Genomic DNA, 24,931 nt, shown 5'->3' on the forward strand with positions numbered 1-24,931 from the left:
GGTCATAAACGTAAAGGGATGATGCAAGGCAACTTGAAATCAACCGGTAACGAGTTCTTTTTCCGTGTTCACTTCTTCAGTCGGCAAATCCACTTTTCCAGGTCGGACAACGAATGCACTGATCAGCGTTGCAATGACGAAGAGTCCCATTATGACATAGAGCAGTACGTTATAGGATTCTGTCTGAGCGAGTACGAAAGTCGCCAGCTGGTTGCCGGTCAGTCCGGCGATGGCCCAGGCAGACAGTGCTAGTCCGTGCACCGTCGAGATCGCATGCAGACCGAAACGATCGGCCAGAAGCGGCGGCAAGGATGAAAATCCACCTCCATATCCCGCATTGACGATGCACAGCAGGGCGATGATGAAGAATGTCGTAATCGTACTGCTGACGCCATTGAACACGAGCGGCAGTACAATCGCTGTAATGGATGAAATGAAGATGATCTTATAGATCGAGTTGCGGTCCCTAAGCTGGTCACCGAGTGCCGAGAACATGAGTCTGCCCCCTGCATTGAAGATTGCCGTCAATGCACTGACAAGGCCGATGGCGCCGAAACCGATGAATACCAGAATGCCCTTCTCCTGGGAAATGAGTGCGAGCCCGCAAGTGATATTCAGATAGAACATCAGCCAGATGCCGATGAATGTTTTATTTTTCAACACTTCCATGTAGCTGAAGCTTTGGCTCTGTGCGACTGCTTCCGTATAGCCCGCCGGCTTCCGGATCAAAAGGTGTCCAATCAGCATCATCACCATATATGTACCTGCCAGAATAAAGAACATCGTATAGATGTTCGCTGGATTCAAAAGCACGCCTTCACTGTTGCGTGCGCCAAGCAGCTGCTCGATCCATGGGCTCGCAATTACTTTCGCCAGACCGAATCCCAGCACCGCAAGACCCGTCGCCAAGCCCTTCTGTTCCTTGAACCAGAGCATCAATGTCTTCACCGGTGTCAAATAGCCGATCCCAAGACCGATGCCCATGACCACACCGTAGGAAAGATAGATGCCCATCAACGACTTCTGATAGATGAAGAACCCTGTGCCCGCCATGCCGGCAACAAAGAACACCGCCGCAAGCAGGGAAGATTTCCGAATATCCTTTTCAACAAACCTGCCACCAAACGCTGCGGACATGCCCAGTACGAAGATGGCGATACTGAACGCCCACTCCACATCACCCACACTGCTTCCGATATAGGCAGCAATATCCCCCTTGAATAAGGACCAGCAGTATACCGTACCGATGCTGCAGTGGATCAGGAGTGCAGGCAGCACAGCCCGTATCCATTTGTTATTCAACCTATCCATATGACAATTCCTCCAATACACATTAAAATACGAACGATAAATACAATAATAACATAAATGTACGTATATAATAGTATTATTTTAGAAAAATTATATCTTTTTAGTTTCTTCTAGCATTATAAACGAATGTTAGTATTAATTATGTCTAGTCCTTTAGTTTAACAGTTGATTGCCGCAATTAAGGGTAAAGAGAAAGTGAATTAAATTTGAGAGGATGAGTAGATGAATAAAGTTGCAGTTGTTACAGGTTCTGCCGCTGGTCTAGGTAAAGGTATCGCATTACAGCTCGCGAAAGATGGATTCAAAGTTGTCCTGCAGGATATCAACGAAGATGCGCTGAAATCGACTGAGAAAGAGTTCAAGAACGAGGGGTATGAAGTCGTATCCGTTGCTGGAGATGTATCGAAGCGAGACAAGCATACCGATTTTGTCAAAGCAGCAGTGGATAATTTCGGCCAACTGGACGTCTACGTCAACAACGCAGGCATCGATATCGTTGCCCCATTCATCGAGACCACGGAAGAGCAGATGAACAAGATCTTTGCCATCAACGTCAATGGCGTCATGTTCGGCACACAGGCAGCTGCCAGACAGTTCATGGATCAGGGCAGCAAAGGTAAAATCCTCAATGCATGCAGCATCGCAGGGCATGAGTCATATGAAATGCTCGGCGCCTACTCCGCAACGAAGCATGCCGTCAAATCTCTGACGCATTCCGCTTCAAAAGAATTCGCCAAAGAAAACATTACAGTGAACGCCTACTGCCCGGGTGTAGCGAAGACCGAGATGTGGGATCGCATCGATGCAGAAATGGTCAGATACAATGACGATATGGAACCAGGAGATGCATTCAAGGAATTCTCCGGAGCCATCTCACTGGGCCGCTATCAGGAACCCCAGGACGTCGCCAATCTCGTCAGCTTCCTCGCATCCGACAAAGCCGACTATATTACCGGTCAGGCCATCGTGACAGATGGCGGACTTGTGTATAGATAAATCGCTTTTATAGCCAATACTCCCTGGAGTCGACTTTCTGACTGCAGGGAGTATTTTATAATCTATTCAATTATATTTCTCAACACCTTACATACTTCCGTTTGAATCCGATTCTGCCCTTCTCCACCTGCTTCATGATGTTTTCCTTGGCATCAAGCTTGGCGGGTTTCCTATTCCCCCGATGCATTTCCACTATGCCTACTTTTTCCGATGTTTCCACGGCTTTTTCATGCAGTGGCTTGAATGAGGTGGCGACGGTGTAGATGAAGTTGTTCATCGACGCCTTCGTTCTATCAGGGGCACTGTGGATCTCATTTTCCACGCGTTCCAGCATGCCGGCAATCTTCTCTTCAGAGAACTCATGGTCCTTGCGGCTGCCGAGCAGCCAGCAGTAGCAGCTCCATCCGGCTGACATTCTGAGGTTCTCCCCGCTGTCGATCCACTTGTCGGCGACTTCCTGTGCAATATCTGCTTCCGCCAGTGTCACTGCGACGACGTAGTCGGACAGCATATAGAAGTATGCCTGATCCATCCAGCGATCATAATCGGCTTCCGTCATGCCATTCGGCTCTGCAATAATCCCTGCGAAGTACATGGCATCATAATTGCCCGTGTCGTACAGCTGATCCGCAAGTGTCTGGTCCGTCCTGATCTCTTTTGCCATCGGCTTCATAGCCCCCGTAGCGACACCATAAAGCGGTTCCTCTGCACCATTCGACATATACATCTTCTTCGTCCGTTCCTTGCCCAGGTGCTCAAGGTTCTCCATTACCGTTTGAAAATCCATATCCATCACCCCTCTGTTATGTTCCTTTCAATTTTATCATCTTAATGACAGAGCAACTCATTCTGCCATTGAACTTTTATATATCAATTCTCAAACGTTCGTATTTAATCGAACATATGTTCGTGTTATAATATGAATACGTTCGGGTGACACTGTAAGATAGGATGCACAGCAGGCATCCTATGACATTGGAGGTCAGATCATGTTCTATAACCTGATTTATTTTAATGAAAACCTATACGACACCTACTACGCATTCGCCAGTGCGGGCCAGGCTGTCGAGTTCAAGGAGATCGAATCCCAGACGGACAAGGGGGCGCAGCTGGGGTTCGACAGTACGCAGATTGGTCTGGGCAAGTCTTCTGTCATCAAGGGGGAAATCATCAGCAATGCGCCGTCGAAACTGATCAGTTTCGAGCGGAGCCTTGTGCATAATGACTATTTTGTCGATTTCGAAGCGGGAGATGCGTTCAGGGAGATCGAGGATCTGAGCAGAAGAATGATCTTCCGGGCGACACTGCCGCTTAAAATACACGAAGCGTTCGATATGTATGAAGTGACCCGCCTCATGAAGTCAAAACTGCTCGATGCAGGACTGATGGGATCGACTTCAGACGATGCGGATCTGTTCAATATGGTCTTCGACTTCGATAAGGTGAAGCTGCCCGTCTACAATAATGACATGGATACGCTGATCTTCAGCAAGCTCCATCGTGACTGTCTGCTGATCGAGGAAAATGAATTCGATGAGCTTGAGGAGGATAATATCGTGCTCGCCAAGGTGAAGAAGACCTATGACGGTGCGGTCACCCTGTTCGACCCGCTGAAGGATTTCATGAATCTCGACAGCAACACGCGGAAGATCATGGAAAGTGATATCGGAAGCCACAAGCAACTGCAGCCGATCTACCATGATACCAATGCGATAGAGGTCGAGATTATTGCCATCTACACATAGAAAAGCCTGGCTTACGAGCCAGGCTTCACTGTTGCATATTATATTTTATCGTACTTTCGATCTGTTTTTGGTGCCTCTTCTGCGTCCACATCTTCATGACCCAATTCTTCATCAGCAATATTGTGCTCGTGATCGGTGTGAGCATCTCCACTAGCCAGATTCGCCCTTGAACCTTCTGCCATGCCGGTCGCGTCACCGTAGGAATTGTCAATCACACCTTGATTACGGTCACGATCTGTCGCTGCATAATCATCTGTCGCACGAGTTTCGGCACCTTCCTCAACACCAGTTGCGTCACCATAGGAATTATCGATCACGCCTCGATTGCGATCACGCTCCGTGACAGCAGTGTCATCTGTTACACGTGTTTTGGCACCTTGCTCAGCGGCCGTTGTATCGTCGTAGACAGTGCCAGTTGCATCTGTATCGCGACCTGCGGCACCATCAGCATACAGAATGATTTTATTCTCATCCAGTGCCCGTCTGAACTCTTCCTCTTCCCCTTCGGTCAAAGTATTGTCGTTCACCGGCTGGTCGCGTGTGTTTTCTCCTGTGAAGAACGAAACGACTTTATCCCATGGACTGCCTTCGGAACTTCTGAGATTGACGTCTGAATAGTCTCCGAATGCACCGCCTACATCAAGATCTCTATTGGCTATGATTGTGATATCACTTTCGTCTACACCTTGTGATTTCAGCTGATCGATTCTTTCTTTGACTTCTCTTTCATCAACAAATGTTTCCATTTTTCTCATGACAAGTCCTCCAGTCAGATTTGCTGATTATTCATGATACCGAATCAGAATGTTTCAGCCTGTTTTTTGTATATTAGATTATTCCCTTGTAGCAGCTTGACAAACATATGCAGGTCTCATCCATCAGAACTCCGCAGATAGGAAAGCGAGCGAGGGCACTGCCAGCTGTATCAGAAAAGAAATCCCGGCTCGAATGAGCCGGGATTCCCGTCATATATTATATTCTGCCGTCTCTTCTCTGGTTGTCCCGAAATCCATCACTGAGAGTTTCGTCTTCATCCCTCAGTCCATCTCTGTCTTTTCCAGATGTCTCATCGATGTCCACCTCTTCGTGTCGTACTTCTTCTGAGACATGCGCCTTATCTTTGACTTTGTCTTTCTTGATGACGACCTCTTCGGAAACGACGCTTTCCTTATCCACATTGACACGCTCTTCATTTACCGGGATTCTGATGGAATCTTCACCTTCGATGAAAGCCGAGTCGTCTGCTGGCCTTTTGTCATCTACCGGACGCCGCTCGACTGTGACTTCGTCACGTTCTACAGGGACATCGAACTCCTGACGCTCTGTTTCGACGTGCTTATCGACATCCACCTCACCCGTCTGGACGTTTTCCTTTTCAAATCTCAGACGTTCTTCACGCAGTGCCATCGTCTCTTCATCGGATGCAGTATTGCGATCACGCCCAGTGGCTGCATAGTCATCGTTTGTCCTTGTATCTGCAACACCTGATACACCGCCAGCGTCGGCATAGGAATCATCCGTAAGACTTGTGTCGCGGTCACGGTCAGCGGCTGCGAAAGCACCGGCTGTACCTGCTGTTGCACCTTCTGAAACACCAGTGACGTCGCCATAGGAATTATCCACGGCACCCGTGTTCCGTCCAACTGATGGTTCATCATCGACGTAAAGGATGATTTTATTTTCATTCAGTGCCTGTCTGAATGATTCTTCTTCCTCGGCCGTCAGCCTCGCATCATTCACCCGCTGATCCTGCGTGTCTTCTCCTGTGAAGAATGATACCACTTTGTCCCAAGGGCTGCCTTCGGAACTTTTGATATTCACATCGGAATACGCGCCAAACGCACCACCTACATTAAGATCACGGTTGGCAATGAGTGTCATATTGTTTTCATCTACACCTTGTGATTTCAGCTGATCGATTCTATTTGTGACTTCTCTTTCATCGATAAATGTTTCCATTTTTCTCATGATTAGTCCTCCAATTGATTTCATTGATCAATCATTTTCAATTACCGAATCAGGATGTCCCTCTGCTGGTGTCTCGGTTAGTAGATATGTACCCCGACCACAACATAACAAACATATGCAATTTTCATTCTTTATATAAGAACAGCCCGGCTTCCCAGAGCCAGGCTGTCATCACTTCATCCTATATTCCGTCGCCTCTTCTGTCGACTTTTCCCTTTTCATTCGATTCGTCAATCGAATCGTAGGATGTCCTCTCAACAAAGTCGCTACCGGTGTCTACAAACATATCATCTGTCACTCTGTTGCCGAGAACGTGGAGCAGAATCTTATCGTTGTCCAGTGCCTCCCTGTATTCCCTTTCCTCGTCCTGTGAAAGTTCCAAGTCATGGATGACGTGTTCTTCGTTGTCTTCTCTCGAGAAGAATGATACCACTTTATCCCACGTGGTCCCTTCGGAATTCTTGAACCTTACATCGGAGTAGTCGCCTAGCGATCCACCGGCGTCTAATTTTTTCCGGGACACGACTGTAATTTCATTTTCATCCACACCATGACTTCTCAACTCATCTATTCTGGCTATGACTTCTTCCTGGCTATTATAGGTCTCTATATTATTCATAATCAGTCCTCCAGTAAAATGTGTGTCATTTTAATCGTGACCTGCGCAGGGCCATCGATATGCTGCGTCTCATCTACTATTTACTGATTGTTTACCCTTGGCATAATACAGCAAACATATGCAGACCCCATCCGAATCAAGAGAGCTCGGTACGACTGAACTGGCAGACAAAGTCTTCGTCGACGGTGGCTGGACTGCAGCATTCTGATCCTGAATATGAGGAGAATCGGCACCCTTCGATTGGATGCCGGTTCATTTTTCGTCGTTTTTATATTCCTTGTCGAAGTAGTCGTATTTGAGTATGTTTTCAAAAATGAAATGAATGAGCAACATGCCTGCCGGAATAATGAAAAGAATCGGGGAATATGTCTTGAACCATTTTTCGAAGAAGATCATGACGATGACCAAAGATGTGATCATCCATATGAACGCAAGCAGCGCGGAAGTTGCATTGATTTTCGACATGTTCATCCTCCTTTGCAATGTCATTTGTCCGGTCCCTGTCTACCGCTCTTTTTATAATCCTTATTGAAGTAGTCGTATTTGAGTATGTAGTCGAACAGAATTCTGATCAGAAGCACCGGGGTAATGATGATGAGTGGAATCACGGCCGGACTGACTGTATAGAGCCATTCTTCAAGTACAGTTCGTACGAGTGTAAATGAAATTACCACCCACAGCAGTCCGAGCAGCATGGATGTCTTATTCAGTTCCCGCATGTCCGCTCCCCCTTTTTAGATGCTATTTATCTTCAGTCTACACGAATATGACCGACTACTTCAATCCATCATGGATCCAGTGGCTTACATGCATTCTGATCATCTGTTAGAATTCTATGTATAGAAACCATCCCAAAAAGAATCGAAGGTGTAAATATGACAGACGCAGGACTGGTGCTTGAAGGTGGCGGCATGCGCGGTCTATATACGGCGGGTGTGCTGGAATATTTCATGAGCAGGGACATCTACTTCCCCTATGTCATCGGTGTATCGGCGGGAGCCTGCATGGGGGCTTCCTACCTTGCACGGCAGCGGGGCCGCAACAAGAAGGTAAATCTGGATTTCATTGAGGATAAACGCTATCTCTCCTTCTCGAACTACATCAGAAAACGGGAAGTATTCGGCATGGACTTCATTTTCGATGAGATACCGAACAGGCTTGTGCCTTTCGATGTGAAAACGCTGATGCAAGGCACTGAGGAGTTCGTCATCGGTGCGACGGACTGTGAATCCGGAGAACCTGTCTACTTCAAGAAAAGCGACTACGATGAAACGACGATTGCCAGGCTGCTCCGGGCATCAAGCTCCCTGCCCTTTGTGGCTACCAGTGTCGAGCACAATGGTCAGCTGCTGCTGGACGGCGGCATTGCCGACCCGATTCCCATCCGCAAGGCGGAGGCTGACGGCTTCAAACTGAACATCGTCATCCTGACCAAGCCGCGTGGCTACTTCAAGAAGCCGGGCAAAATATCGAAGATCATCAAATACAAGGACCACCCCATCATCAATGACAAACTCGGCGTCCGCTATCAGCACTATAATGAAACACTGCATTACATTAGGAAACAGGAGAAAGCCCACAAGGCATTCGTCATCAGTCCGAGCCAAGATATCAAAGTCGGCCGTACTGAAAAGAACAGGGAACGACTGGAAAGCCTGTACGAACTCGGCTGGAACGATGCGAAAAACCAGTATGCAGCGATGCAGGCGTTTCTTGGTGCTGCTGGAAAGCAGTACAACCACTGATAGACCTGGCAGGAATTTCTGCCAGGTCAATTTTTTATTCGTCTATCATCATGGATCAGAAATCGGCCTGGATCTGCTTCATCATCATATATTTTGCGACCATACCGCCATCTGAAGCGGCATCGATCAGTTGACCGGCAAAATTATTCTTCGTTTCACCGGCAACATACAGACCTTCCACCGATGTTTCGCTGAAACTGTCCACTGTGAACTTTCCATTTTCCTCCCTTTTCAGATCGAGACTCTCCAGGAAATCGAAATTTGTGTTCCAATGCATTCTGGCAATCATGCCCTTGATCTGCGCTTCTGTGCCATCTTCGAATGTGATTGTCTCCACCTGCCCGCCAGTGCCTGACAGTTCTGAAATGGCCGCTTCATTGTATTTGAAGCCTTTGTTTTCAAACATTGTTCTATGTGCGTCGGTCAGTACATCGACGCCATTTGTACAAAAGAGCAGGTCACGACTCCAGTTCGAGATCAGCATGACCAGATGGCCGATTGTATCCTGATCCACCATGACTGCGAGCGGCCGGTCTCTGAGCTCATAGCCATCACACCATGGACAGTAGAATATGGAAGTCCCGTAGAACTGCTCGAAGTTTTCAATGTCTGGCTGCTTTTCCCGGAGGCCAGCTGCAAGCAGAACCTGCCGACTCTCGAATGCATCTGTGGATGTGGAGACGATGAAATGGCCGTCCTGCTTTTCAACATCCACTACGCGGTCGCGCTCAAGTGACACGCCCTCATACTTCAAAGCATCCTTCTGCGCCAGCTTCCTGAATTCGAGCGGGCTGATGCCGTCCTGCGTCAAATAGCCGTTCGATTCCTCTGTCACCCTGTTCCTCGGCTTATCTTCATCAATGACCAGTGCACGCTTCAGCCCCCGACCGAAGTTTAATGCAGCACTGAGACCGGTGGGACCGCCACCGATGACAATCACATCATACATATCCATTCCACCTTCATATATATCATAGAGTCACAATATCCATAATTAGAAGTTTAAAAAACGATTTGCATGACAAATCGTCTTCATTCTATATCAGCTGTTCAATACTTCTGTTCTTGAGTGCCTGGATCATATCCGTCTCCACTTCCATCATCAGCCGCTGGATCTTGCATTCGCTGCCGTGATTGAAACTGTCTTCGAACAATGTCGGTTCCCCGTCGATGGCGACGATGACATCATAGACGGAAATCTCCTTCCAGTTGGCCGGCAGTGAATAGCCGCCCTTGGCACCACTCGTTGCGATGATATACTTTCGCTTTACAAGGCGTGCCAGTATCTTCGAGAGATACGTGCTCGATACATCGAGCTTCTGTGCCAGTTCCTGGACAGGCAGCTTGTCTGTGCTGTCCTTCTGCCATACAAGATAGGCCATTGCGTGCAAGGCATAATCCGTTCCTTTGGAAAACTTCATTACGACACCTCTAATTATGGATATTATAAGTCCATAATAACGCCGATTGATACGAATAGCAACTGCCAGATACTTATAATTTGTAATGTTAATTCTTATGAAGCCCGTCATGAAGTAAACCAGCTGCTCACTGACATCCTGAAAAAATAAACCAAAAAATTGCCCCTGCAACGGACATCATTCCGCTGCAGGGGCTCTATATTACATATCAATATCTTTCATGACATCCAGCACATGACAGGTTGCTTCTATGCCATTGTAGAAGTTTTCCACCATCATGTTCTCGTTTGGCGAATGGTTGGCCTCATCGACGTTTGCATATGGGACCAGCACGGAAGGTACACCGAGCACTTTCGTCCAGACGGCATCCGGCAGACTGCCGCCGAGGCTCGGCTGGATGAAGGCTTCCTTGCCGAATGATTTTTCCGCCGCCTGACGGATCGGTTCGATGAACGGCATGTCAGCAGATGTGCGGGACGGCCACATCTTGCCGAACTGCTTGACTGTAACATCCGGGGCGTGCTTTTTCACGTGATTCTGCAGCAGCTCAAATATCCTGTCCGGGTCCTGGTTCATGACGAGGCGCATATCGATTTTCACCTTGGCATCCTTCGGAATGATCGTCTTCGATCCTTCTCCTCCATACCCGCTTGCAAACCCTGCGATATTGAACGTCGGCTCGAAGCAGAGCTTCCGGTAGTAGTCGGCTTTCGACATGCTGATGCCGTCGTGACCGACGTTACGCTTCACTTCTTCGAGGTCGAATGGCAGTTTCTCAAGCAACGCCAGCTCTTCCTCAGTCGGCGGCAGCACATCATCATAGAAGCCGTCTATCAGCACATTACCATCTGCGTCACGCATCGTATGCAGCAGATCGATGAGCTTCCATGCCGGGTTCGGCACGATGTTCCCTTTATTTCCGGAGTGGTTGTCGAACGCCGCTTCCTCGACTTCAAGCTCTACATACAGAATGCCGCGGACACCGAGTAGTACGTACGGATGACCGTCAGGCAGCATCGGACCATCAGATGCGTAGACGAGATCGGCCTTGAGCTTCTCACGATGCGTGTCAACAAAATCGACAAGATTCACGCTGCCGATCTCCTCTTCTCCTTCAATCAGGAATTTGACGTTCACCGGCAGTGTTCCTTCCGCTTCAAGGTATGTCCGGATTGCCAGAACCTGCGCCATCATCTGTCCCTTGTTGTCGCCCGCACCACGTGCATAGATCCGGCCATCGCGCACAGTCGGCTCAAACGGCGGACTGTCCCACGCTTCGACTGGATCCGGCGGCTGTACGTCATAATGGCCGTAGATCAGAATGGTCAGTGCATCCTTCGACACATGATATTCACCATAGACGACAGGATGAATCTCCGTCTCCATCAGTTCCACATGCTGCATGCCGGCAGATCGAAGCTTGTCTGCCACGAGCTCCGCACACTCCCTAACACCATCATTCTGTGCACTGATGCTCTTCTGCCTGAGTACTTCGAATAGTTCTTCGAGATATGCTTCTCTATTCTGATCAATGATTTCCTTATAATTCATCGCTCTTCACCTGTTCTTTTTATTATTCCTAACCAGTATTGTTAGTTTGACCGACTTCACAAAGTGGCAGAGTCTTCAGCGTCTGAAGCCACCTTCGCTATCGATCATCTGACCGGTAACCCACTTTCCTTCATTGCTATGAAGAAAAAGTAGAAGGTTGGCGACATCGTCTGGAGTGCCCCATCGCTTGGAATGGAACTGGTCTGCAATATGCTTGTACAACTCACTGTCTTTTTCAATATAGCCAGTATCGGTCGGACCTGGGTTGACGGCATTCACTCTGATCCCCTGTTTCCCCAATGCATGAGAGGTCTGCACCGCCAGATTGGCAACTGCAGCCTTTGACGCGGCGTATGGCATTTCATCTGTCATCGGCCCCAGGTTCTGGCCTGATGTAAATAAAGTGATGCATCCATCCTCTCCCCGGAATTGCTTATGAAATGCCTGAATCAGCAGCATGCTGGCAGTGACATTGGTGATCAGATGATTATTGATCTCATCGAATGACCAAGTGCCCATCTCACCGTGTGTACTGTAGGCATGGCATAGGATGAGATGATTAATGGGGCAATCGTTTGCCAGTTCCGAAATCAATTGGTCAATGCCTTCTTTAGTGGAGAGATCCGAATCCTTTAATCTTGTTATTTCAGGGAAGGACGACGACTCTCCAGCATCCGGGTATTCCATGTATGTGTCATACTCGGAATTACCGTGGACAAGCACCTCATAACCCGAGGCTCTAAACTTATGTGCCAGAGTACTTCCAATACCTTGCGGCCGACTGACGCCGGTAATCAATATGCGTTCTTTCATGATCTGATTCTCCTAGAGACTGCTTATTTTTCTAATGAGTTCAAGTATATTTGCTGGATATACCTGATAAAGCAAATTGAATAACAGGATAATTCCGATGTTTTATACACCTCTTCCTTCATTATGTGCATGAAGAAAACTCAGAATTTCTTCTAAAGACTGTTTGCTCGCCTTGGCATTCGCTTTCTTGGACCCACCAAAGTTCATCGTCATCTTTCCGATATTCATGTTTACATTGGCCGGCATCTGATGAAAATTGTAAGGAAAGGAAATAAAATGACCGCCCTCTTCATACACCAAGTACCTGTCTCTGTCATCATGCCTCTGCGCTTTTATATTTTCCGTGTGGGTCTCTGATGGCCATAGCCGATCATCTCCGCCAGCAATGACGAGAATCGGGCAGCTGATTTTTTGCACATCTATGCGGCTGTCATGCGCTTTATCGGTATGCAAAGACTTGTCCCATACACCAAGAAAATTGAACGGTTCTTTCGCTATCCAGCCCTTAAAGGATTTCAATACCATTCCTATCGAAAATTTCATCTTGAGAAACGGCAGAGGATCATTATCCTGAACCCAGCCGGTGACTGGAGCGAACATGCCGTTTTTCATGCCGGAGGTGATATGGCTGGATGGTGCACCGGCGATAATTGAACTGTATCGGTCATACCGCTCTCCGAGAACCAGTGCAAGCTCCGCCCCCTTTGAATAGCCGATCAGACTGACACTGCCACTGCTGCTGGCATGGGATTTCAAATACTCTGTTGCATTTTTGAAGTATTCAAGTTCGATATTCTCGAGATCTGTTCCAAGTCCAGTGTCGTTAAAATAGGATAAGGCAAGAACAAGGTAGCCTTTTGAAGCAAGATAGGACGCTGCATGCCCTTCATTCCCGCCATCCGATCCACTCAATATGATGACCGATGGATATTTCCCTTCCGCAACTGGTGCATATAGGTTCCCGATAATTCCATCCTCCAGAATATTCAGCTTCTTTACATCATCATTCATGAATTTTATGAAAACCTCTTTGGAATCCATAACCTTTTCCTGATATTTCACTTGAAACCTCACAGAAAGGTCACAATCCGTCTTCTTTACAAAATAGTCATCCTCATCTGTTTCCTTGAGAATCATCGACCACAGCAGTCCCGCTACATCCGCTGAATCATATGTCCCTTCCGTCGGTACATCGGCGGCCAGATCCACAACTCCGGATTCCGTGACCAAGAATGATGCAAAAGAATGAAATACTTTATTCTCCTCGTCACACATCTCCGCACTGATAATGACTGTTTCACCCGGCGTACATTCCACCGCCTTGAAATCGAGCGGCTGATCAATGAACAGTACGTCTTGCCCTAAAACTATTTTCGGCATGATGGATCTCCCTTATATATTATGGTTTCGTTCCGGTCCAGTCGGTAAACCTTAACCTGGTCTCTTAGATGTTCTGCATATCTGTCATAAGTGTCATGGTCAATTTAGCACACTCAACGGAATGTATGATGATGCAAAATATCTAAAAATTCCGTTATATTTCGATTATAATTATACATGAGGAAATTCTAAAACAGAAAGGGAAAAAGAGATGTCATTCACACCACCAAAACACAGTGTTTCTGCAGCCACGATTGTAATTAATGATAACGACGAAATACTTCTGATCAATGGTCCGAGAAGAGGATGGGAAATGCCTGGCGGTCAGGTCGAGGAAGGAGAATCGCTGAGGGCGGCGGCAATCCGGGAAACGAAGGAGGAAGCGGGAATTGATGTTGAGATTATCAAATTCTGTGGCATCTATCAGAACGTCGAGAAATCCATATGCAACAGTCTGTTTCTGGCAAAGCCGGTCGGCGGGGAACCAACTACTTCACCAGAAAGCCTTGAAGTCGGCTATTTCCCGATTGAAGAAGCATTATCCATGGTCAAACGCAGTAACTTCCGTGAACGAATAGAGAAGTGCCTCGACGAGACGGCTCAACCTTTCTGTGTGGAATTCTGATTACATATGAAGTTTTAACCATATATTAAAAAGCCCCTGAAGTTGAATGCATCAACTCCAGGAGCTCGCTTTATTGATTCATATCCATTCTGTTACTCTTCTGATTTATATATGCCGAACTCATCGATCAGTTGCACAGTACGTTCTTCACCTTTGTGAAGGTCTCCGCTCACCTGATACATGCGTACAACCATTTCATTGTCCACGACTTCGTATACTGCAAAGTTCTGCGTGGAAGAGTCACGGTTGTTGGAGTGGGATTCTTCGAAAGCTTCCGTCTCCTGTGGCTGATAGCCGAAAGCGAACAGGCTGTTGTAGTAGTCCATGTCCTCCTGTGTCATCCAGCCGAGATCCGGTCTGACTTCATGCAGGTGTTCAGCGCTTTTTTCATAAAGGTTATCGTATTCCTTCGTACCGCCTGTGTTCGGCAGGATATATGTTGTACCATCCGGGTTATCCAGATATTCCACGCCATTTTGCCCGTAGAATGTATTTACATCCTCTATTACACCATTCGAGAAGTTTTCTTCAGATGGCACATGCTTCAGTGAGTGGGTTCTGGAGATGACGTGATCATGTCCTTGAAGTGCTACATCTACATCAAGCTCGTCGATCAGAGCGGTCAGTTCTTCCCTGACCAGCTGGACGTCTTCATCCTGCAGGGAGTGGTAGGATTTTGAATAGAGCGGCTTATGATAGTTCAGCACGACCCATTCTGCACCATTCGCTCTCGCCTGTTCGATGTCCTCACGGATCCATGCCATCTGCTCTTCTCCAATGGCCTTGCCTCCAGGGTTGTCTTCAGATTCCTTGTTGTCGTTTGTGTTCAGTGTGACAAAATGAACACCGTTGTAGTCGTAGGAATAGTATGACCCACCTGAGATGGCGTCGTTTGTTACAGGCACATTGATATGCTGGTTGAACTTCTCAACAACCGGGTCGTCACCGTATTCCAGTGTATATTCGTCATGGTTTCCTGGGGCAACCGCCATGGTAGTCTGCATGAAGGATGGTCGGGAGCGCTCGTAGATGTCTACCCACTCATCTTCCACTTCTGCGACCTCGACCACATCGCCCGTATGCATAACGAAAGCTGCCTCTTCTGCTGTTGCGAGTGCATGCTTGAGGGTATCTGCACCAAATGCCGCTTCATTGCGTACATTCTCATTCCAGAATGCATTCTGTGTATCTGTGTAATGGATGAAGCTGAAGCGGTCTCCGTCTTCACCGGAAGTCATGAACTCGCCGACTTCATTCATCTGCCCCGCTTCACTGCCCACCTTGTAGTAGTATGTTGTGTTCGGCTCGAGGCCTGTCGCTTTTGCCTTATACGAGTGCTCCGTTACATCAATCAGCTCCATGTGGCCATAGTCGCCGGACATCCATTCATCTCCATGTGCCTGTGCATCGGTATAGTACCCATTGATGACCGGTTCGCCATTTTCATCTTCCATCGGCTCCCCTTCTTCATCTTCAGCCACTTCGGCAAAAATGAAGTTGCCGTTCATGTCACGTTCCCCGTAGCTTGATGTCACTTCAGTCGCCTCTGCTTCGAACGTCATGGCATCTTCGAAGTTGCCGGATTTGGAAACCCATACCATCGGATTCCGAGCGAGATCCGTCGTATACCAGTTGAAGCCCATTTCGCTTGACGTATCTCCGTTGAAAGTCGTGATGATCCTGTTTGGCATGTTGTTCGGTTCAACTTCCGCTACTTCGGGCTTCGCTTCCGTCAGGACAGGATCGAATTCCTTTTCTTCGGTCATCGGTTCGGAGTCAGGCGCAATTGGACCCCCTCCGCCCCCTGCTTGAGCAATCGGACTAGTCAGTGCGGTTGCGATCAGGGTAAAGACGAGCAGCGTGATGAACGTCATTGCTAGAAATCGCTTGTCAGGAAACTTTTTAAAAGCCATTCTTGGGTACCCTCCTATAATTGTTGAACAATGATGTGTTGCATGTTCAATTATAGGAAAGGAATATGAATTCCATCTTAAGATTCTGTTAGGAAAGCTTTACATGGATTATTTATGGTCTACAGTACCTGTACATGTGAAATTCCAGCTGCCGCTACCGCTCGGCAAGTGTGACCTTCGGTATCACCTCGACTGTGACGACTTCTCCTTCCTCGAACGAAGTGGTAAAGGTCGTCGCACCGCCGTATGCCGGGTTGCCCAGGGCAAATCGGGATTTCTCATACTCCTTGATGGCATTCACTTTCAAGTATCCGAGGCTTTCGCTCTCTTCCAGACTGATATCGTAGACGCCTGCCGGAAAGTCTTCTCCCACAACCCACTGGCCTGGTACAAGTTCAGTGACTTCGGCTGTTTCATATGGTGTGAAGCTGACACCACTCATACCGGAGATTTCCACTTTATGACCATCGTCAAGAAAGATCACTGCCTCACCCGGTTCAGATTGGCCGATGCTATCGGTTTCTCCGCTCATGACTTCGTTGAAGGTCAGGCGTTCTTCCGTATCATAGACGAAAATATTGCCGAAGCCTTCGGTTGCAGTGACATGGTATCGGCCAACCGGAATATCTTCACCGACCATGAAAGTCCCTTCTCCCAAGGTCGTTGCTTCGCCCTGACCCAACAGGTGACTGTAGTCCAATGTTTCAACTTCAGCTGTCTCTGCTTCTGCAGCTTCCTGTGTACTTTCCTTCGCTGTCTCACCTGTGTCGGAAACCGGCACTTCTGCCGTACCCACTGGCTCATCCGTTGCCGTGGATTCTTCAGCCAGCATGGAATTGATGCCATCTGCCATCCGATCGAACGGGTTGCTGCATCCCACAAGGAGTGTGCCTGTCAAAATAGTTGCTGCAAGACCTGTGAACTTCTTTTTATTCTTCATATTTGTCCCTCTTATGTTTGATTTTATTTACTATTCTTTATGCATATAATAGAAAACCCGTCCACCTGTGGATGGCGACGGGTATGAAAATCAGTTGTCTGCCCTATCGATCGATTCCTGCGCCTCGCTCATTTTCCTGAAGGTCTCTTTCAGATGCTTGTCATCCACCTTATCTGCATAATCAGCGAGCATCTCTTCATTGACATGGGCATCGGTGAGCTTGCCGAACTCCTCCTGGATTCTTCTGGCATCTTTTCTTATGCCCTTATGCTTCATGGAAGCAAGTTTTCCGAGATATCTGGCTGAATATCTCAGCTTTTTCGCCTCTTTCCGGATGTCATGCACGGCCTCATAGTTGTTCCGGTCGACATTCTGGTAGGCTGCCTTCAGATCCTTGTTCTTTTTCTCCAGGTGTTCTGTAATGAAGTCGTCCCATTCGGCATCGATATTGAATATCAATCCATTCAAATCCGCTTCCACCGTCTCGATCGTCTTCAGGTTATTATCCGCTTCTACAAGCGTCCGTTCCATCTCTTCATTGCGCTCCTTGTGGAGGTATCTGAACATCTGCTGATTGTGGTCACTCAGCTCAGGGGATTTCAGAGCGATCTGGTTGCACAGATCGATCAGTACATCCAGTTCACGCAACGGTCCATATACTTGGGCCAGGTCCTTCAGTGCTTTATTCAGCTTCTTATATTTCCCTTCCTCGATTGTGGGCTTCAGGAAGCTCAGCAGGCTCCGCAATTTTCTTGAATTCACACGCATCGCGTGGGTGGTTTTCGGGTGGTATGGATTGTTCAGATAGTCCGTATGTGACTGCTTCAATCGGCGCGCACGTTTCGAAAGTACATCCTGCACTGTTTCCATCTTCTACACCTCATTTGAAATTTTCATCCCGTCTGGATCATCCAAGCATATAGACGCTTCTATACTATATATACCCTATACAGGGAAATTCCACAACCCGGTAATAATGAAGGATGGCTAAGCACAAAATGAAAGGCCGCCTCCATTATTCACAAATCTGCCTCAATAAAATAGTTTGAATGGGTTTCAAAATGCGCATAAAGGCAAGATAAGGAATGAATTCAAATTATGGAGGGTGTTCAAATGTCAAAATTCATATTCCAATCCCCAGGCAAGTATATTCAAGGTCAAGGCGTGCTTGAAAGTCTCGGACAGGAAACGAAGAAACTCGCACAGAAGCCTCTTTTAGTATCAGATGAAGTAGTATGGTCGATTACTGGTGAGACGATTAAAGCGAGTTTCAAGGAAGCAGATGTTGAATTCGTCTATGAGGAGTTCAATGGAGAAGCATCGGAAGTGGAAATCGACCGTCTGAGCGAAACAGGCAAAGGCAACAATGCGGACATCGTCATCGGCGTAGGTGGCGGTAAAACACTGGATACTTCCAAAGCAGTCGCAGACAACCTCGGCGCACCAGTCATCATCGTACCGACAACCGCATCGACAGACGCACCGACAAGCTCCCTTTCAGTCATCTATTCCGATGAAGGCGAGTTCACGGGATACCGCTTCTATGATAAAAATCCGGATCTCATTCTTGTCGACTCCAAAGTTGTGGTCAATGCGCCGCTTAAACTCTTTGCTTCCGGAATGAGCGACGCGATGGCAACGCTGGTCGAAGCGCGTGCGACACTGCGCAGAAAAGGCGAAACGATGGTCGGCGGCCAGCCGACGCTTGCGTCCATCGCCATTGCAGAGAAGTGCGAGGAGACACTCTTCAAGCATGGGCATGCGGCATACAAGGCAGCTTCAAAAGGACTTGTGACCCCTCAAGTGGAAGCTGTCATCGAAGCCAATACACTCCTTTCCGGTCTCGGCTTTGAAAATGGCGGTCTTGCAGCAGCACACGCCATCCACAACGGATTCACAACGCTCTCCGGTGACATCCACCACCTGTCACATGGCGAGAAGGTCACTTACGGCACACTTGTCCAGCTGCTGCTTGAAAATAGTTCCGATGAAGTGATGGAGAAATATATCAGCTTCTATAAAGCAATCGGCATGCCGACGACACTGAAGGAAATGCATCTCGAGGATACAAGCTATGAAGACCTGGTCAAAGTCGGCCAGCTGGCAATCGATCCGAACGATACACTCGGAAACTTGAGCGACAAAATCACTGCTGAAGATGTGGCGAACGCCATACTGGCAGTCAGTGAACTGAGTCAGAAACAATAGATGGATTATGGAGCTGGCAGGCATTCGCCTGTCAGCTTTTTTATTTTGCTCAAAGTGGTATGAGATTCTACATATCGTTAAAATGGGTATAGAAGTAAAAACGGAGAGGCTTCAAGGGGGAGAGGAAATGGAGAAGGAAGTACTGATTGTCGGTGCCGGTCCGACCGGGCTTGCTCTGGCGCTTGGACTGGAGAAGCAGGGTGTCCCTTTTCGCATTATTGATCAAAACGCCGGTCCCGGAACGACTTCAAGAGCAATGGTCGTCCATGCACGAACGCTCGAGTTCTATCGTCAGCACGATATGGCGCACGCACTGACTGAAGCGGGAATCGTCGAAGATGCGATCCATCTCTATAAGAACAGGACGGAAGTCGCCCAGGTACCGCTTGGTGGGATGGGGAAAGGACAAAGCCCCTACCCTTTCGTGCTGAGTCTGGCGCAGGATATTCACGAGTCGATCCTCATCGAATGGCTGAAAGCGAAGCATGTTCTGGTCGAGTGGAATACGGAGCTGGTCGCTTTCCGGCAGCAGGCGGATCATGTGGAAGCACTGATCAGCAAGGACGGCAGCCAGACCCATTCGAGGTTCGCCTATATATGCGGCTGCGACGGCGCTCATAGTACCGTCAGAAAGCAGCTCGGCATCGGTTTCCCCGGCGGCACCTACAGTCAGATGTTCTTTGTTGCCGATGTAGTGAATGAAAAGCCGTTCAGAGGGTTCTCTGCCGGATTCCGCGGCAGTGAGTTCAAGCTGGCACTGAACATCCGCACGACCGGCAATGTAAGGCTGATCGGTATCATTCCCGACGCCCTTCTTGGGAATGGCCCACCCGAAGCCTTTGCGCCACTCATCCCCCATGTTGAAAAAGTACTGCCCGTCAAAGTGGGCACAGTGAACTGGTATTCCTCGTATAGGGTGCACCACCGTGTCGCCGAGAATTTCAGGCAGGGCCGTGCATTCATTCTAGGAGATGCGGGGCATATACACAGCCCGGCTGGGGGCCAGGGGATGAATACAGGCATCGGAGACGCCTTCAACCTGGCATGGAAACTGGCGATGGTGCTCAATGACAGGATGGATGACAGCGTGCTCGATACATACGAGACAGAACGCATCGGCTTCGCCCGGAAGCTCGTCGCAACGACCGACCGTGCCTTCCAGCTCGTCGTCCGCAGCAAGACGATCAGAAACGTAGTCATACCTCATATCATTCCGAAAGTGCTCAAGAGCAGCAAGCTGAGAACAGAAGTATTCAAAATGCTTTCCCAGACAAAACTGAGCTACCATGACAGCCTTCTGAGCAGTGGCAGGATCGGTGCGATAATTGCCGGGGACCGGCTGCCGTGGGTACAGACCCATGACGGCGACAACTACGAACCATTGAAAAGTGCCGACTGGCAGATGCACGTCTACGGCACTCCGAATAAGCAGATGAAGAAAGTGTCCGATCAGTATGGCATCCCCCTCCACTACGCCTACTGGACCCGGGAAATGAAGCGCAAGGGCATCAATAGAAACTCGGCCTTCCTAGTAAGGCCCGACGGGTATATCGGTGTCGCCACGACGACAAGGTACAGCGATGCGATTCGTGCATATATAGAAGCGTTTGATATGCGGATGAAATAGTGGAACTTTCACACCATGCAAAAAGGGATTATCCGTCGTTGACGGATAATCCCTTTCCTCTATTCCTCGTGCACTTCCTTAAGGAAGTGGAAACTGGCTGGATGCTGGCCATACCCTTCGATATCGTCCCGCATGCCTGTAAGCAATGATGGGTGATAGATGGGAATGACCGGTGATTCATCGAGCAGTATCTGCTGGGTTTCTTCGTACAACGCGAGTCTTTGTTCCGGATCTGTTTCTGACCGTGCTTCATCGAGCAGCGCATCGACTTCACTGTTCTGGTATCGGGAACGGTTGCCTGATGTTCCTATATTTGATGAGTGGAACAATGCATAGAGTCCGTAGTCGGCGTCCAGTGTGACTGTCCCCCAGCCACCGATGAACATTTCATGGTCGCCGCCACCAACATAGTCGAGGAATGCACCGGAATCGAGCTGGTAGATTTCAAGGTCTATGTTCAGGTCGGCAAGTGCTTCCTGGATGTATGCTGCCATATCTGCTGCAGTGCGGTCCATGACTGTAATCTCCGCAGTGAACCCATCACCATATCCATTCTCTTCAAGCATTTGCTTCGCAGCTGCCGTGTCATACTCGATTGTATCGAGATCATCACTATGACCGAAGACGGCAGGTGCAAGCAGTGTATCTGCCACTTGGGCCCTGCCTTCAAGCATCTCATCAATGATGGCCTGCTTATCGATGGCCATCGCAATCGCCTTTCTGACAATCGGATCGTCAAATGGCGCCTTATCGGTATTGAAACCGACATACTCCATACGCACACTTTCCGTTTCATTCATTTTTGTGCCTGCATTATCTTCTATCTGCGCGTAGTCGTTCGGGTTGACCGGATAGATGAGATCGGTCGTCTCCGTCATCAGCTCTGCGATGCGGGTTGAATCCTCCGGGACGGCCTTGAATGTAAATGTCTCGGCCTGGGCCGGCTCCCCCCAGTAGTCTTCATTACGGGACAGCGTCACAAATTCACCTTCTGCAAGCTCTTCGAAAGTATAAGGACCTGTACCGACCGGGTTCTGGTGGACTTCGGTCAGAAGCTCACCGCCATTTTCATACTGTTCATAGTCGGCCTCGATGACAGCCGGACTGATCATGCTGCCGGCAGGATGGGCCAGGTGTGATGGCAAGGCTGCAAACGGATGGACTGTTTTGATATGTACCGTATATTCATCCACGACTTCAACCGAATCGATCAGTTCGAAAAGGAATGCGACAGGCGCCCCCACTTCTTCATCCCTCACACGGTCGAGATTCGCTTTGACTGCTTCTGCATTGAATTCAGTTCCATCATGGAACTGGATGCCTTCCCTCAGTTTGAACTCCCATGTCAGATCATCGATCTGTTCATAGCTTTCAGCAAGTCCCGGTTCAAGGTCCAGGTCAGGTGTGAACTCGACCAGGCGGTCGTATATGTTGACGTTCACATGGTTCGATGACTGGTCGTTGGCGGCGTGGGGATCGAGCGAGTTCGGTGTTGCCAGCACACTCATTGTAATTTCATCCCCACTGCCCGCCTCTTCAGCATCTGTGTTGTCGTCTTCCACTGCCTCCTCCACTTCGCTGTCATCTGTGCACGCTGACAGCAGCAGTACAAACAGGAATGCAAGCAATGGTACCAAATATTTTTTCATTTCTTCTCCTCCATCTATTTTCATGTCCACTACACATAGTAATATACTCGGAATAAAAAATGAATACCTATTTCTAAAATAGCTCCCCAGTCAGCAAAATTGATTATGGGTAAAGCTGATTGTTATAGTATGTATTGTTCCATGAACACATCACATGCAGGAGGACTTCACCTATAATGAATACTAGATACGCACCCCTATTTGAAGGTGTTCAGCTGCCGAACGGCGTTGAACTGAAAAATAAATTTGTACTCGCTCCACTGACCCACGTCTCTTCGAACGATGATGGCACACCGACGGATGCGGAAATCGAGTATATGCGCAAACGCTCAAATGGTGTCGGTCTCGCACTGACAGCCGCAACGAATGTTACAGATCTCGGCAAAGCATTCCCGGGACAGCCCTCCATCGTCCGTGACTCCGACATTGAAGAACAGAGAAAGATTGCGGATGCGATGAAGGCGAATGGCGCAAAGGCAATCATGCAGATCCACCACGGCGGCGTCCAGGCGCTGCCATCCCAGACAGCCACTGGTGAATCGGCTGGACCGAGCGCGATTACTATGCAGAGCTTCGGCGAACCAGAACCGCATGATGCACGTGAAATCACACCGGAAGAAATTGATGAAACGATCAAAGCATTCGGCGAAGCGACACGCAGAGCCATTGAAGCGGGATTCGACGGCGTTGAGATCCATGGTGCCAACCACTACATCATCCACCAGTTCGTCTCCCCCTACTTCAACAAGCGTACGGACAAATGGGGTGAAGACCGCTACCTGTTCGCGATGGAAGTTGTCGATGAGGTCGTCAACACTGTCAAAGAACATGGAAATCCGGACTTCATCATCGGCTACAGGTTTTCACCAGAAGAACCACAGACGCCGGGCATCGATATGGAGATCACCGAAACATTGATCGGCAAACTCGTCGAGAAGCCACTCGACTACCTTCATGTTTCACTATTCGACATCCATTCCACAACACGCGACGGCAAGTATGTAGGCATCGAACGCATCGAGCTGCTCCACAAATGGATCGGCGGCCGCATGCCGCTGATCGGCATCGGTTCCATATTCACGCCAGATCAGGCACTCGAAGCAGTCGAATCCGGCAACGTCGATCTGCTCGGTCTTGGCCGCGCACTGCTGCTCGATCCCGACTTCGTCAATAAGATCGAAGACGGCAAAGAAGAAGAAATCACCAACGTATTCGATCCGGAACGTGCAGATAAGCACGAACTGACCGAACCCCTCTGGGAACAGTTCTACAAAGGATTCTACCCAGTACCCCGTAAGGACCAGTAAAAATAGACGCCTGGAGTTGACATAAGTCAATTCCAGGCGTTTTTCATTCCATATCAGTCTTCTTTCTCACAGTACTACCGCTCTTTTTCTTTCCTTCTCATTTCATCCAATATCCGCTGTTTCTCAGGGTTACGACGTGGTTTATCAAAATGTCTATCGCCCGGTTTGAAGTCAGGGTCCACTCTTCTTGCAGCACGAATCGCATCCTCCCTTCTCTCCCTATTCCTTTTTCGAATCTAAGACAGTTTCATTTTTTTCATCGCAACCATCCCTCATTTCATCTTTTCTTTAGATCACTTCAGAAAATCTGCTTTCGCACATATTCCTAAAAGTTAGAATTAATATGATGAGACAAACTGATTAAATGGTTATAGATTTATCAGCTTGATATAATTCATTGAATATCGTCTAAACATACTAATAATAAATCTGAAATATACAAATGAAACGCTTTACCATATCTTTCAAAGTAGACCTTCGATTGTTCGGTTCTATATGTTACTGCTAGTTCCTTCAGTTTTTCAACTGTAAAGTAGCCCTGGTATTCATCATTTATATATCTGATAAATGTTTTCATAACGGCTTCGGCTTTATCCCTATCTTCTTTGTGTTTATATATTTTCATAAAATAATAATCAAAATCTATCTTTTTGTTTTTGATATGATTATAAAACTGATCAACATCCACAGTATCGAAATCTATATACTCATTCAAAAGTATTTCTTCTATCGATTTATTTTTCTTTCTCTGCGAAATCATCAATTCCAGTTTGCTTTTCTGTGTTTTTAACCGTTCCAGTTTCATATCTATGATCTGTTCCTGCAGTAAGAGAATATCATCAATGGATTCTGAGTTATTCTCCAGAATCTCTCTGATTTCATCTAATGATATACCTATCTCCTTCAGTGAACGGATCATTGATAGCTTTAGAATATCCATAGTGTTATATACACGATGATTACTGCCATTTCTTTCGATAGGCAATAGATTGATTTCATCATAATATCGAAGCGTTCTGATCGTTACATCGGTTAGATTGGAAACCTCTTTAACTGAATAGCTCATTTCATATTGCACCTCACGTTACGTAACCCCTTACTATAATTGAAAGG

Annotated in this window: 24 protein-coding genes; 7 read left to right on the top strand and 17 right to left on the bottom strand. The window is 47.9% G+C overall.

The window, feature by feature from the left end; translation table 11 throughout:
• Positions 1-39 precede the first annotated feature (39 nt).
• Positions 40-1,311 (bottom strand): OFA family MFS transporter, encoded by a 1,272-nt coding sequence (locus tag FO441_RS08640; RefSeq protein WP_145288733.1) that lies wholly within the window; start codon positions 1,309-1,311, stop codon positions 40-42.
• 222 nt (positions 1,312-1,533) lie between these two features.
• On the opposite strand from FO441_RS08640, the gene FO441_RS08645 reads away from it, so the two are divergent.
• Positions 1,534-2,307 (top strand): acetoin reductase, encoded by a 774-nt coding sequence (locus FO441_RS08645; protein ID WP_145288736.1) that lies wholly within the window; start codon positions 1,534-1,536, stop codon positions 2,305-2,307.
• A 79-nt stretch (positions 2,308-2,386) separates the two neighbouring features.
• On the opposite strand, the gene FO441_RS08650 is transcribed toward FO441_RS08645, so the two are convergent.
• Positions 2,387-3,094 carry a DNA alkylation repair protein gene (locus FO441_RS08650; protein WP_145288740.1) on the bottom strand — a complete coding sequence of 236 codons (708 nt, stop codon included), beginning with the start codon at positions 3,092-3,094 and terminating at the stop codon, positions 2,387-2,389.
• Between the two features lie 202 nt (positions 3,095-3,296).
• Here FO441_RS08650 and FO441_RS08655 point away from each other — a divergent pair, with 202 nt between their 5' ends.
• Complete coding sequence (locus FO441_RS08655) at positions 3,297-4,052, top strand: hypothetical protein (protein WP_145288743.1); 756 nt, start codon at positions 3,297-3,299, stop codon at positions 4,050-4,052.
• A gap of 38 nt (positions 4,053-4,090) precedes the next feature.
• Here the strand turns inward: FO441_RS08655 and FO441_RS08660 are convergent, their stop codons facing one another.
• The 5 genes from FO441_RS08660 to FO441_RS08680 form a co-directional block, all read right to left on the bottom strand.
• Entirely contained in the window at positions 4,091-4,807 is a 717-nt protein-coding gene (locus FO441_RS08660; RefSeq protein WP_145288746.1) for a general stress protein, read from the bottom strand.
• A gap of 217 nt (positions 4,808-5,024) precedes the next feature.
• Positions 5,025-6,020, bottom strand: coding sequence for a YsnF/AvaK domain-containing protein (locus tag FO441_RS08665; protein ID WP_186365521.1), 996 nt, complete (start codon positions 6,018-6,020; stop codon positions 5,025-5,027).
• A 181-nt stretch (positions 6,021-6,201) separates the two neighbouring features.
• A complete protein-coding gene (locus FO441_RS08670; RefSeq protein WP_145288752.1) occupies positions 6,202-6,639 on the bottom strand; it encodes a general stress protein in 438 nt (145 codons plus the stop codon).
• Between the two features lie 252 nt (positions 6,640-6,891).
• Positions 6,892-7,104: a hypothetical protein gene (locus FO441_RS08675; RefSeq protein WP_145288755.1), complete on the bottom strand. Its 213-nt coding sequence runs from the start codon at positions 7,102-7,104 to the stop codon at positions 6,892-6,894.
• A 20-nt stretch (positions 7,105-7,124) separates the two neighbouring features.
• Entirely contained in the window at positions 7,125-7,358 is a 234-nt protein-coding gene (locus tag FO441_RS08680; protein ID WP_145288758.1) for a hypothetical protein, read from the bottom strand.
• Positions 7,359-7,514: 156 nt separating this feature from the next.
• Between FO441_RS08680 and FO441_RS08685 the strand changes: the two genes are divergently transcribed.
• Positions 7,515-8,384, top strand: a complete 870-nt coding sequence (locus FO441_RS08685; protein WP_145288760.1) for a patatin-like phospholipase family protein — start codon at positions 7,515-7,517, stop codon at positions 8,382-8,384.
• Positions 8,385-8,439: 55 nt separating this feature from the next.
• Here FO441_RS08685 and FO441_RS08690 read toward each other — a convergent pair whose 3' ends face one another.
• From FO441_RS08690 to FO441_RS08710, 5 genes are all read right to left on the bottom strand, one after another.
• Positions 8,440-9,333: an NAD(P)/FAD-dependent oxidoreductase gene (locus FO441_RS08690; RefSeq protein WP_246095090.1), complete on the bottom strand. Its 894-nt coding sequence runs from the start codon at positions 9,331-9,333 to the stop codon at positions 8,440-8,442.
• 88 nt (positions 9,334-9,421) lie between these two features.
• Positions 9,422-9,805 carry an RrF2 family transcriptional regulator gene (locus tag FO441_RS08695; RefSeq protein ID WP_145288766.1) on the bottom strand — a complete coding sequence of 128 codons (384 nt, stop codon included), beginning with the start codon at positions 9,803-9,805 and terminating at the stop codon, positions 9,422-9,424.
• A 201-nt stretch (positions 9,806-10,006) separates the two neighbouring features.
• Positions 10,007-11,356 (bottom strand): M20/M25/M40 family metallo-hydrolase, encoded by a 1,350-nt coding sequence (locus tag FO441_RS08700; protein ID WP_145288769.1) that lies wholly within the window; start codon positions 11,354-11,356, stop codon positions 10,007-10,009.
• A 75-nt stretch (positions 11,357-11,431) separates the two neighbouring features.
• Positions 11,432-12,169, bottom strand: coding sequence for an SDR family oxidoreductase (locus FO441_RS08705; protein WP_145288772.1), 738 nt, complete (start codon positions 12,167-12,169; stop codon positions 11,432-11,434).
• A 102-nt stretch (positions 12,170-12,271) separates the two neighbouring features.
• Positions 12,272-13,549 carry an acyl-CoA thioesterase/bile acid-CoA:amino acid N-acyltransferase family protein gene (locus tag FO441_RS08710; RefSeq protein WP_145288776.1) on the bottom strand — a complete coding sequence of 426 codons (1,278 nt, stop codon included), beginning with the start codon at positions 13,547-13,549 and terminating at the stop codon, positions 12,272-12,274.
• 211 nt (positions 13,550-13,760) lie between these two features.
• Between FO441_RS08710 and FO441_RS08715 the strand changes: the two genes are divergently transcribed.
• Positions 13,761-14,174, top strand: a complete 414-nt coding sequence (locus FO441_RS08715; protein WP_145288779.1) for an NUDIX hydrolase — start codon at positions 13,761-13,763, stop codon at positions 14,172-14,174.
• Positions 14,175-14,266: 92 nt separating this feature from the next.
• Here FO441_RS08715 and FO441_RS08720 read toward each other — a convergent pair whose 3' ends face one another.
• The 3 genes from FO441_RS08720 to FO441_RS08730 form a co-directional block, all read right to left on the bottom strand.
• Positions 14,267-16,087, bottom strand: coding sequence for a purple acid phosphatase family protein (locus tag FO441_RS08720; protein ID WP_145288782.1), 1,821 nt, complete (start codon positions 16,085-16,087; stop codon positions 14,267-14,269).
• A 154-nt stretch (positions 16,088-16,241) separates the two neighbouring features.
• Positions 16,242-17,027 carry a hypothetical protein gene (locus tag FO441_RS08725; RefSeq protein ID WP_145288785.1) on the bottom strand — a complete coding sequence of 262 codons (786 nt, stop codon included), beginning with the start codon at positions 17,025-17,027 and terminating at the stop codon, positions 16,242-16,244.
• A 90-nt stretch (positions 17,028-17,117) separates the two neighbouring features.
• A complete protein-coding gene (locus tag FO441_RS08730; protein WP_145288788.1) occupies positions 17,118-17,897 on the bottom strand; it encodes a CHAD domain-containing protein in 780 nt (259 codons plus the stop codon).
• Positions 17,898-18,140: 243 nt separating this feature from the next.
• On the opposite strand from FO441_RS08730, the gene FO441_RS08735 reads away from it, so the two are divergent.
• Together FO441_RS08735 and FO441_RS08740 are read left to right on the top strand one after the other, a co-directional pair.
• On the top strand, positions 18,141-19,235 hold the full coding sequence (locus FO441_RS08735; protein ID WP_145288791.1) for a glycerol dehydrogenase: 1,095 nt from the start codon (positions 18,141-18,143) through the stop codon (positions 19,233-19,235).
• Positions 19,236-19,362: 127 nt separating this feature from the next.
• Positions 19,363-20,862 (top strand): FAD-dependent monooxygenase, encoded by a 1,500-nt coding sequence (locus FO441_RS08740; protein WP_145288794.1) that lies wholly within the window; start codon positions 19,363-19,365, stop codon positions 20,860-20,862.
• Positions 20,863-20,921: 59 nt separating this feature from the next.
• On the opposite strand, the gene FO441_RS08745 is transcribed toward FO441_RS08740, so the two are convergent.
• Complete coding sequence (locus FO441_RS08745; protein WP_145288796.1) at positions 20,922-22,511, bottom strand: glutathione ABC transporter substrate-binding protein; 1,590 nt, start codon at positions 22,509-22,511, stop codon at positions 20,922-20,924.
• Positions 22,512-22,687: 176 nt separating this feature from the next.
• On the opposite strand from FO441_RS08745, the gene FO441_RS08750 reads away from it, so the two are divergent.
• Positions 22,688-23,818, top strand: coding sequence for an NADH-dependent flavin oxidoreductase (locus FO441_RS08750; protein WP_145288799.1), 1,131 nt, complete (start codon positions 22,688-22,690; stop codon positions 23,816-23,818).
• A gap of 394 nt (positions 23,819-24,212) precedes the next feature.
• On the opposite strand, the gene FO441_RS08755 is transcribed toward FO441_RS08750, so the two are convergent.
• Entirely contained in the window at positions 24,213-24,884 is a 672-nt protein-coding gene (locus FO441_RS08755; protein ID WP_145288802.1) for a MerR family transcriptional regulator, read from the bottom strand.
• Positions 24,885-24,931 lie beyond the last annotated feature (47 nt).

The organism is Salinicoccus cyprini, assembly GCF_007713705.1.
In the GTDB taxonomy this organism is placed as follows: Bacteria; Bacillota; Bacilli; order Staphylococcales; family Salinicoccaceae; genus Salinicoccus; species Salinicoccus cyprini.

Excerpts from the sequence above, each read along its gene's own strand:
- FO441_RS08640 (WP_145288733.1), bottom strand. The coding sequence starts at position 1,311 with ATGGATAGGTTGAATAACAAATGGATACGGGCTGTGCTGCCTGCACTC.
- FO441_RS08645 (WP_145288736.1), top strand. The coding sequence starts at position 1,534 with ATGAATAAAGTTGCAGTTGTTACAGGTTCTGCCGCTGGTCTAGGTAAA.
- FO441_RS08650 (WP_145288740.1), bottom strand. The coding sequence starts at position 3,094 with ATGGATTTTCAAACGGTAATGGAGAACCTTGAGCACCTGGGCAAGGAA.
- FO441_RS08655 (WP_145288743.1), top strand. The coding sequence starts at position 3,297 with ATGTTCTATAACCTGATTTATTTTAATGAAAACCTATACGACACCTAC.
- FO441_RS08660 (WP_145288746.1), bottom strand. The coding sequence starts at position 4,807 with ATGAGAAAAATGGAAACATTTGTTGATGAAAGAGAAGTCAAAGAAAGA.
- FO441_RS08665 (WP_186365521.1), bottom strand. The coding sequence starts at position 6,020 with ATGAGAAAAATGGAAACATTTATCGATGAAAGAGAAGTCACAAATAGA.
- FO441_RS08670 (WP_145288752.1), bottom strand. The coding sequence starts at position 6,639 with ATGAATAATATAGAGACCTATAATAGCCAGGAAGAAGTCATAGCCAGA.
- FO441_RS08675 (WP_145288755.1), bottom strand. The coding sequence starts at position 7,104 with ATGTCGAAAATCAATGCAACTTCCGCGCTGCTTGCGTTCATATGGATG.
- FO441_RS08680 (WP_145288758.1), bottom strand. The coding sequence starts at position 7,358 with ATGCGGGAACTGAATAAGACATCCATGCTGCTCGGACTGCTGTGGGTG.
- FO441_RS08685 (WP_145288760.1), top strand. The coding sequence starts at position 7,515 with ATGACAGACGCAGGACTGGTGCTTGAAGGTGGCGGCATGCGCGGTCTA.
- FO441_RS08690 (WP_246095090.1), bottom strand. The coding sequence starts at position 9,333 with ATGTATGATGTGATTGTCATCGGTGGCGGTCCCACCGGTCTCAGTGCT.
- FO441_RS08695 (WP_145288766.1), bottom strand. The coding sequence starts at position 9,805 with ATGAAGTTTTCCAAAGGAACGGATTATGCCTTGCACGCAATGGCCTAT.
- FO441_RS08700 (WP_145288769.1), bottom strand. The coding sequence starts at position 11,356 with ATGAATTATAAGGAAATCATTGATCAGAATAGAGAAGCATATCTCGAA.
- FO441_RS08705 (WP_145288772.1), bottom strand. The coding sequence starts at position 12,169 with ATGAAAGAACGCATATTGATTACCGGCGTCAGTCGGCCGCAAGGTATT.
- FO441_RS08710 (WP_145288776.1), bottom strand. The coding sequence starts at position 13,549 with ATGCCGAAAATAGTTTTAGGGCAAGACGTACTGTTCATTGATCAGCCG.
- FO441_RS08715 (WP_145288779.1), top strand. The coding sequence starts at position 13,761 with ATGTCATTCACACCACCAAAACACAGTGTTTCTGCAGCCACGATTGTA.
- FO441_RS08720 (WP_145288782.1), bottom strand. The coding sequence starts at position 16,087 with ATGGCTTTTAAAAAGTTTCCTGACAAGCGATTTCTAGCAATGACGTTC.
- FO441_RS08725 (WP_145288785.1), bottom strand. The coding sequence starts at position 17,027 with ATGAAGAATAAAAAGAAGTTCACAGGTCTTGCAGCAACTATTTTGACA.
- FO441_RS08730 (WP_145288788.1), bottom strand. The coding sequence starts at position 17,897 with ATGGAAACAGTGCAGGATGTACTTTCGAAACGTGCGCGCCGATTGAAG.
- FO441_RS08735 (WP_145288791.1), top strand. The coding sequence starts at position 18,141 with ATGTCAAAATTCATATTCCAATCCCCAGGCAAGTATATTCAAGGTCAA.
- FO441_RS08740 (WP_145288794.1), top strand. The coding sequence starts at position 19,363 with ATGGAGAAGGAAGTACTGATTGTCGGTGCCGGTCCGACCGGGCTTGCT.
- FO441_RS08745 (WP_145288796.1), bottom strand. The coding sequence starts at position 22,511 with ATGAAAAAATATTTGGTACCATTGCTTGCATTCCTGTTTGTACTGCTG.
- FO441_RS08750 (WP_145288799.1), top strand. The coding sequence starts at position 22,688 with ATGAATACTAGATACGCACCCCTATTTGAAGGTGTTCAGCTGCCGAAC.
- FO441_RS08755 (WP_145288802.1), bottom strand. The coding sequence starts at position 24,884 with ATGAGCTATTCAGTTAAAGAGGTTTCCAATCTAACCGATGTAACGATC.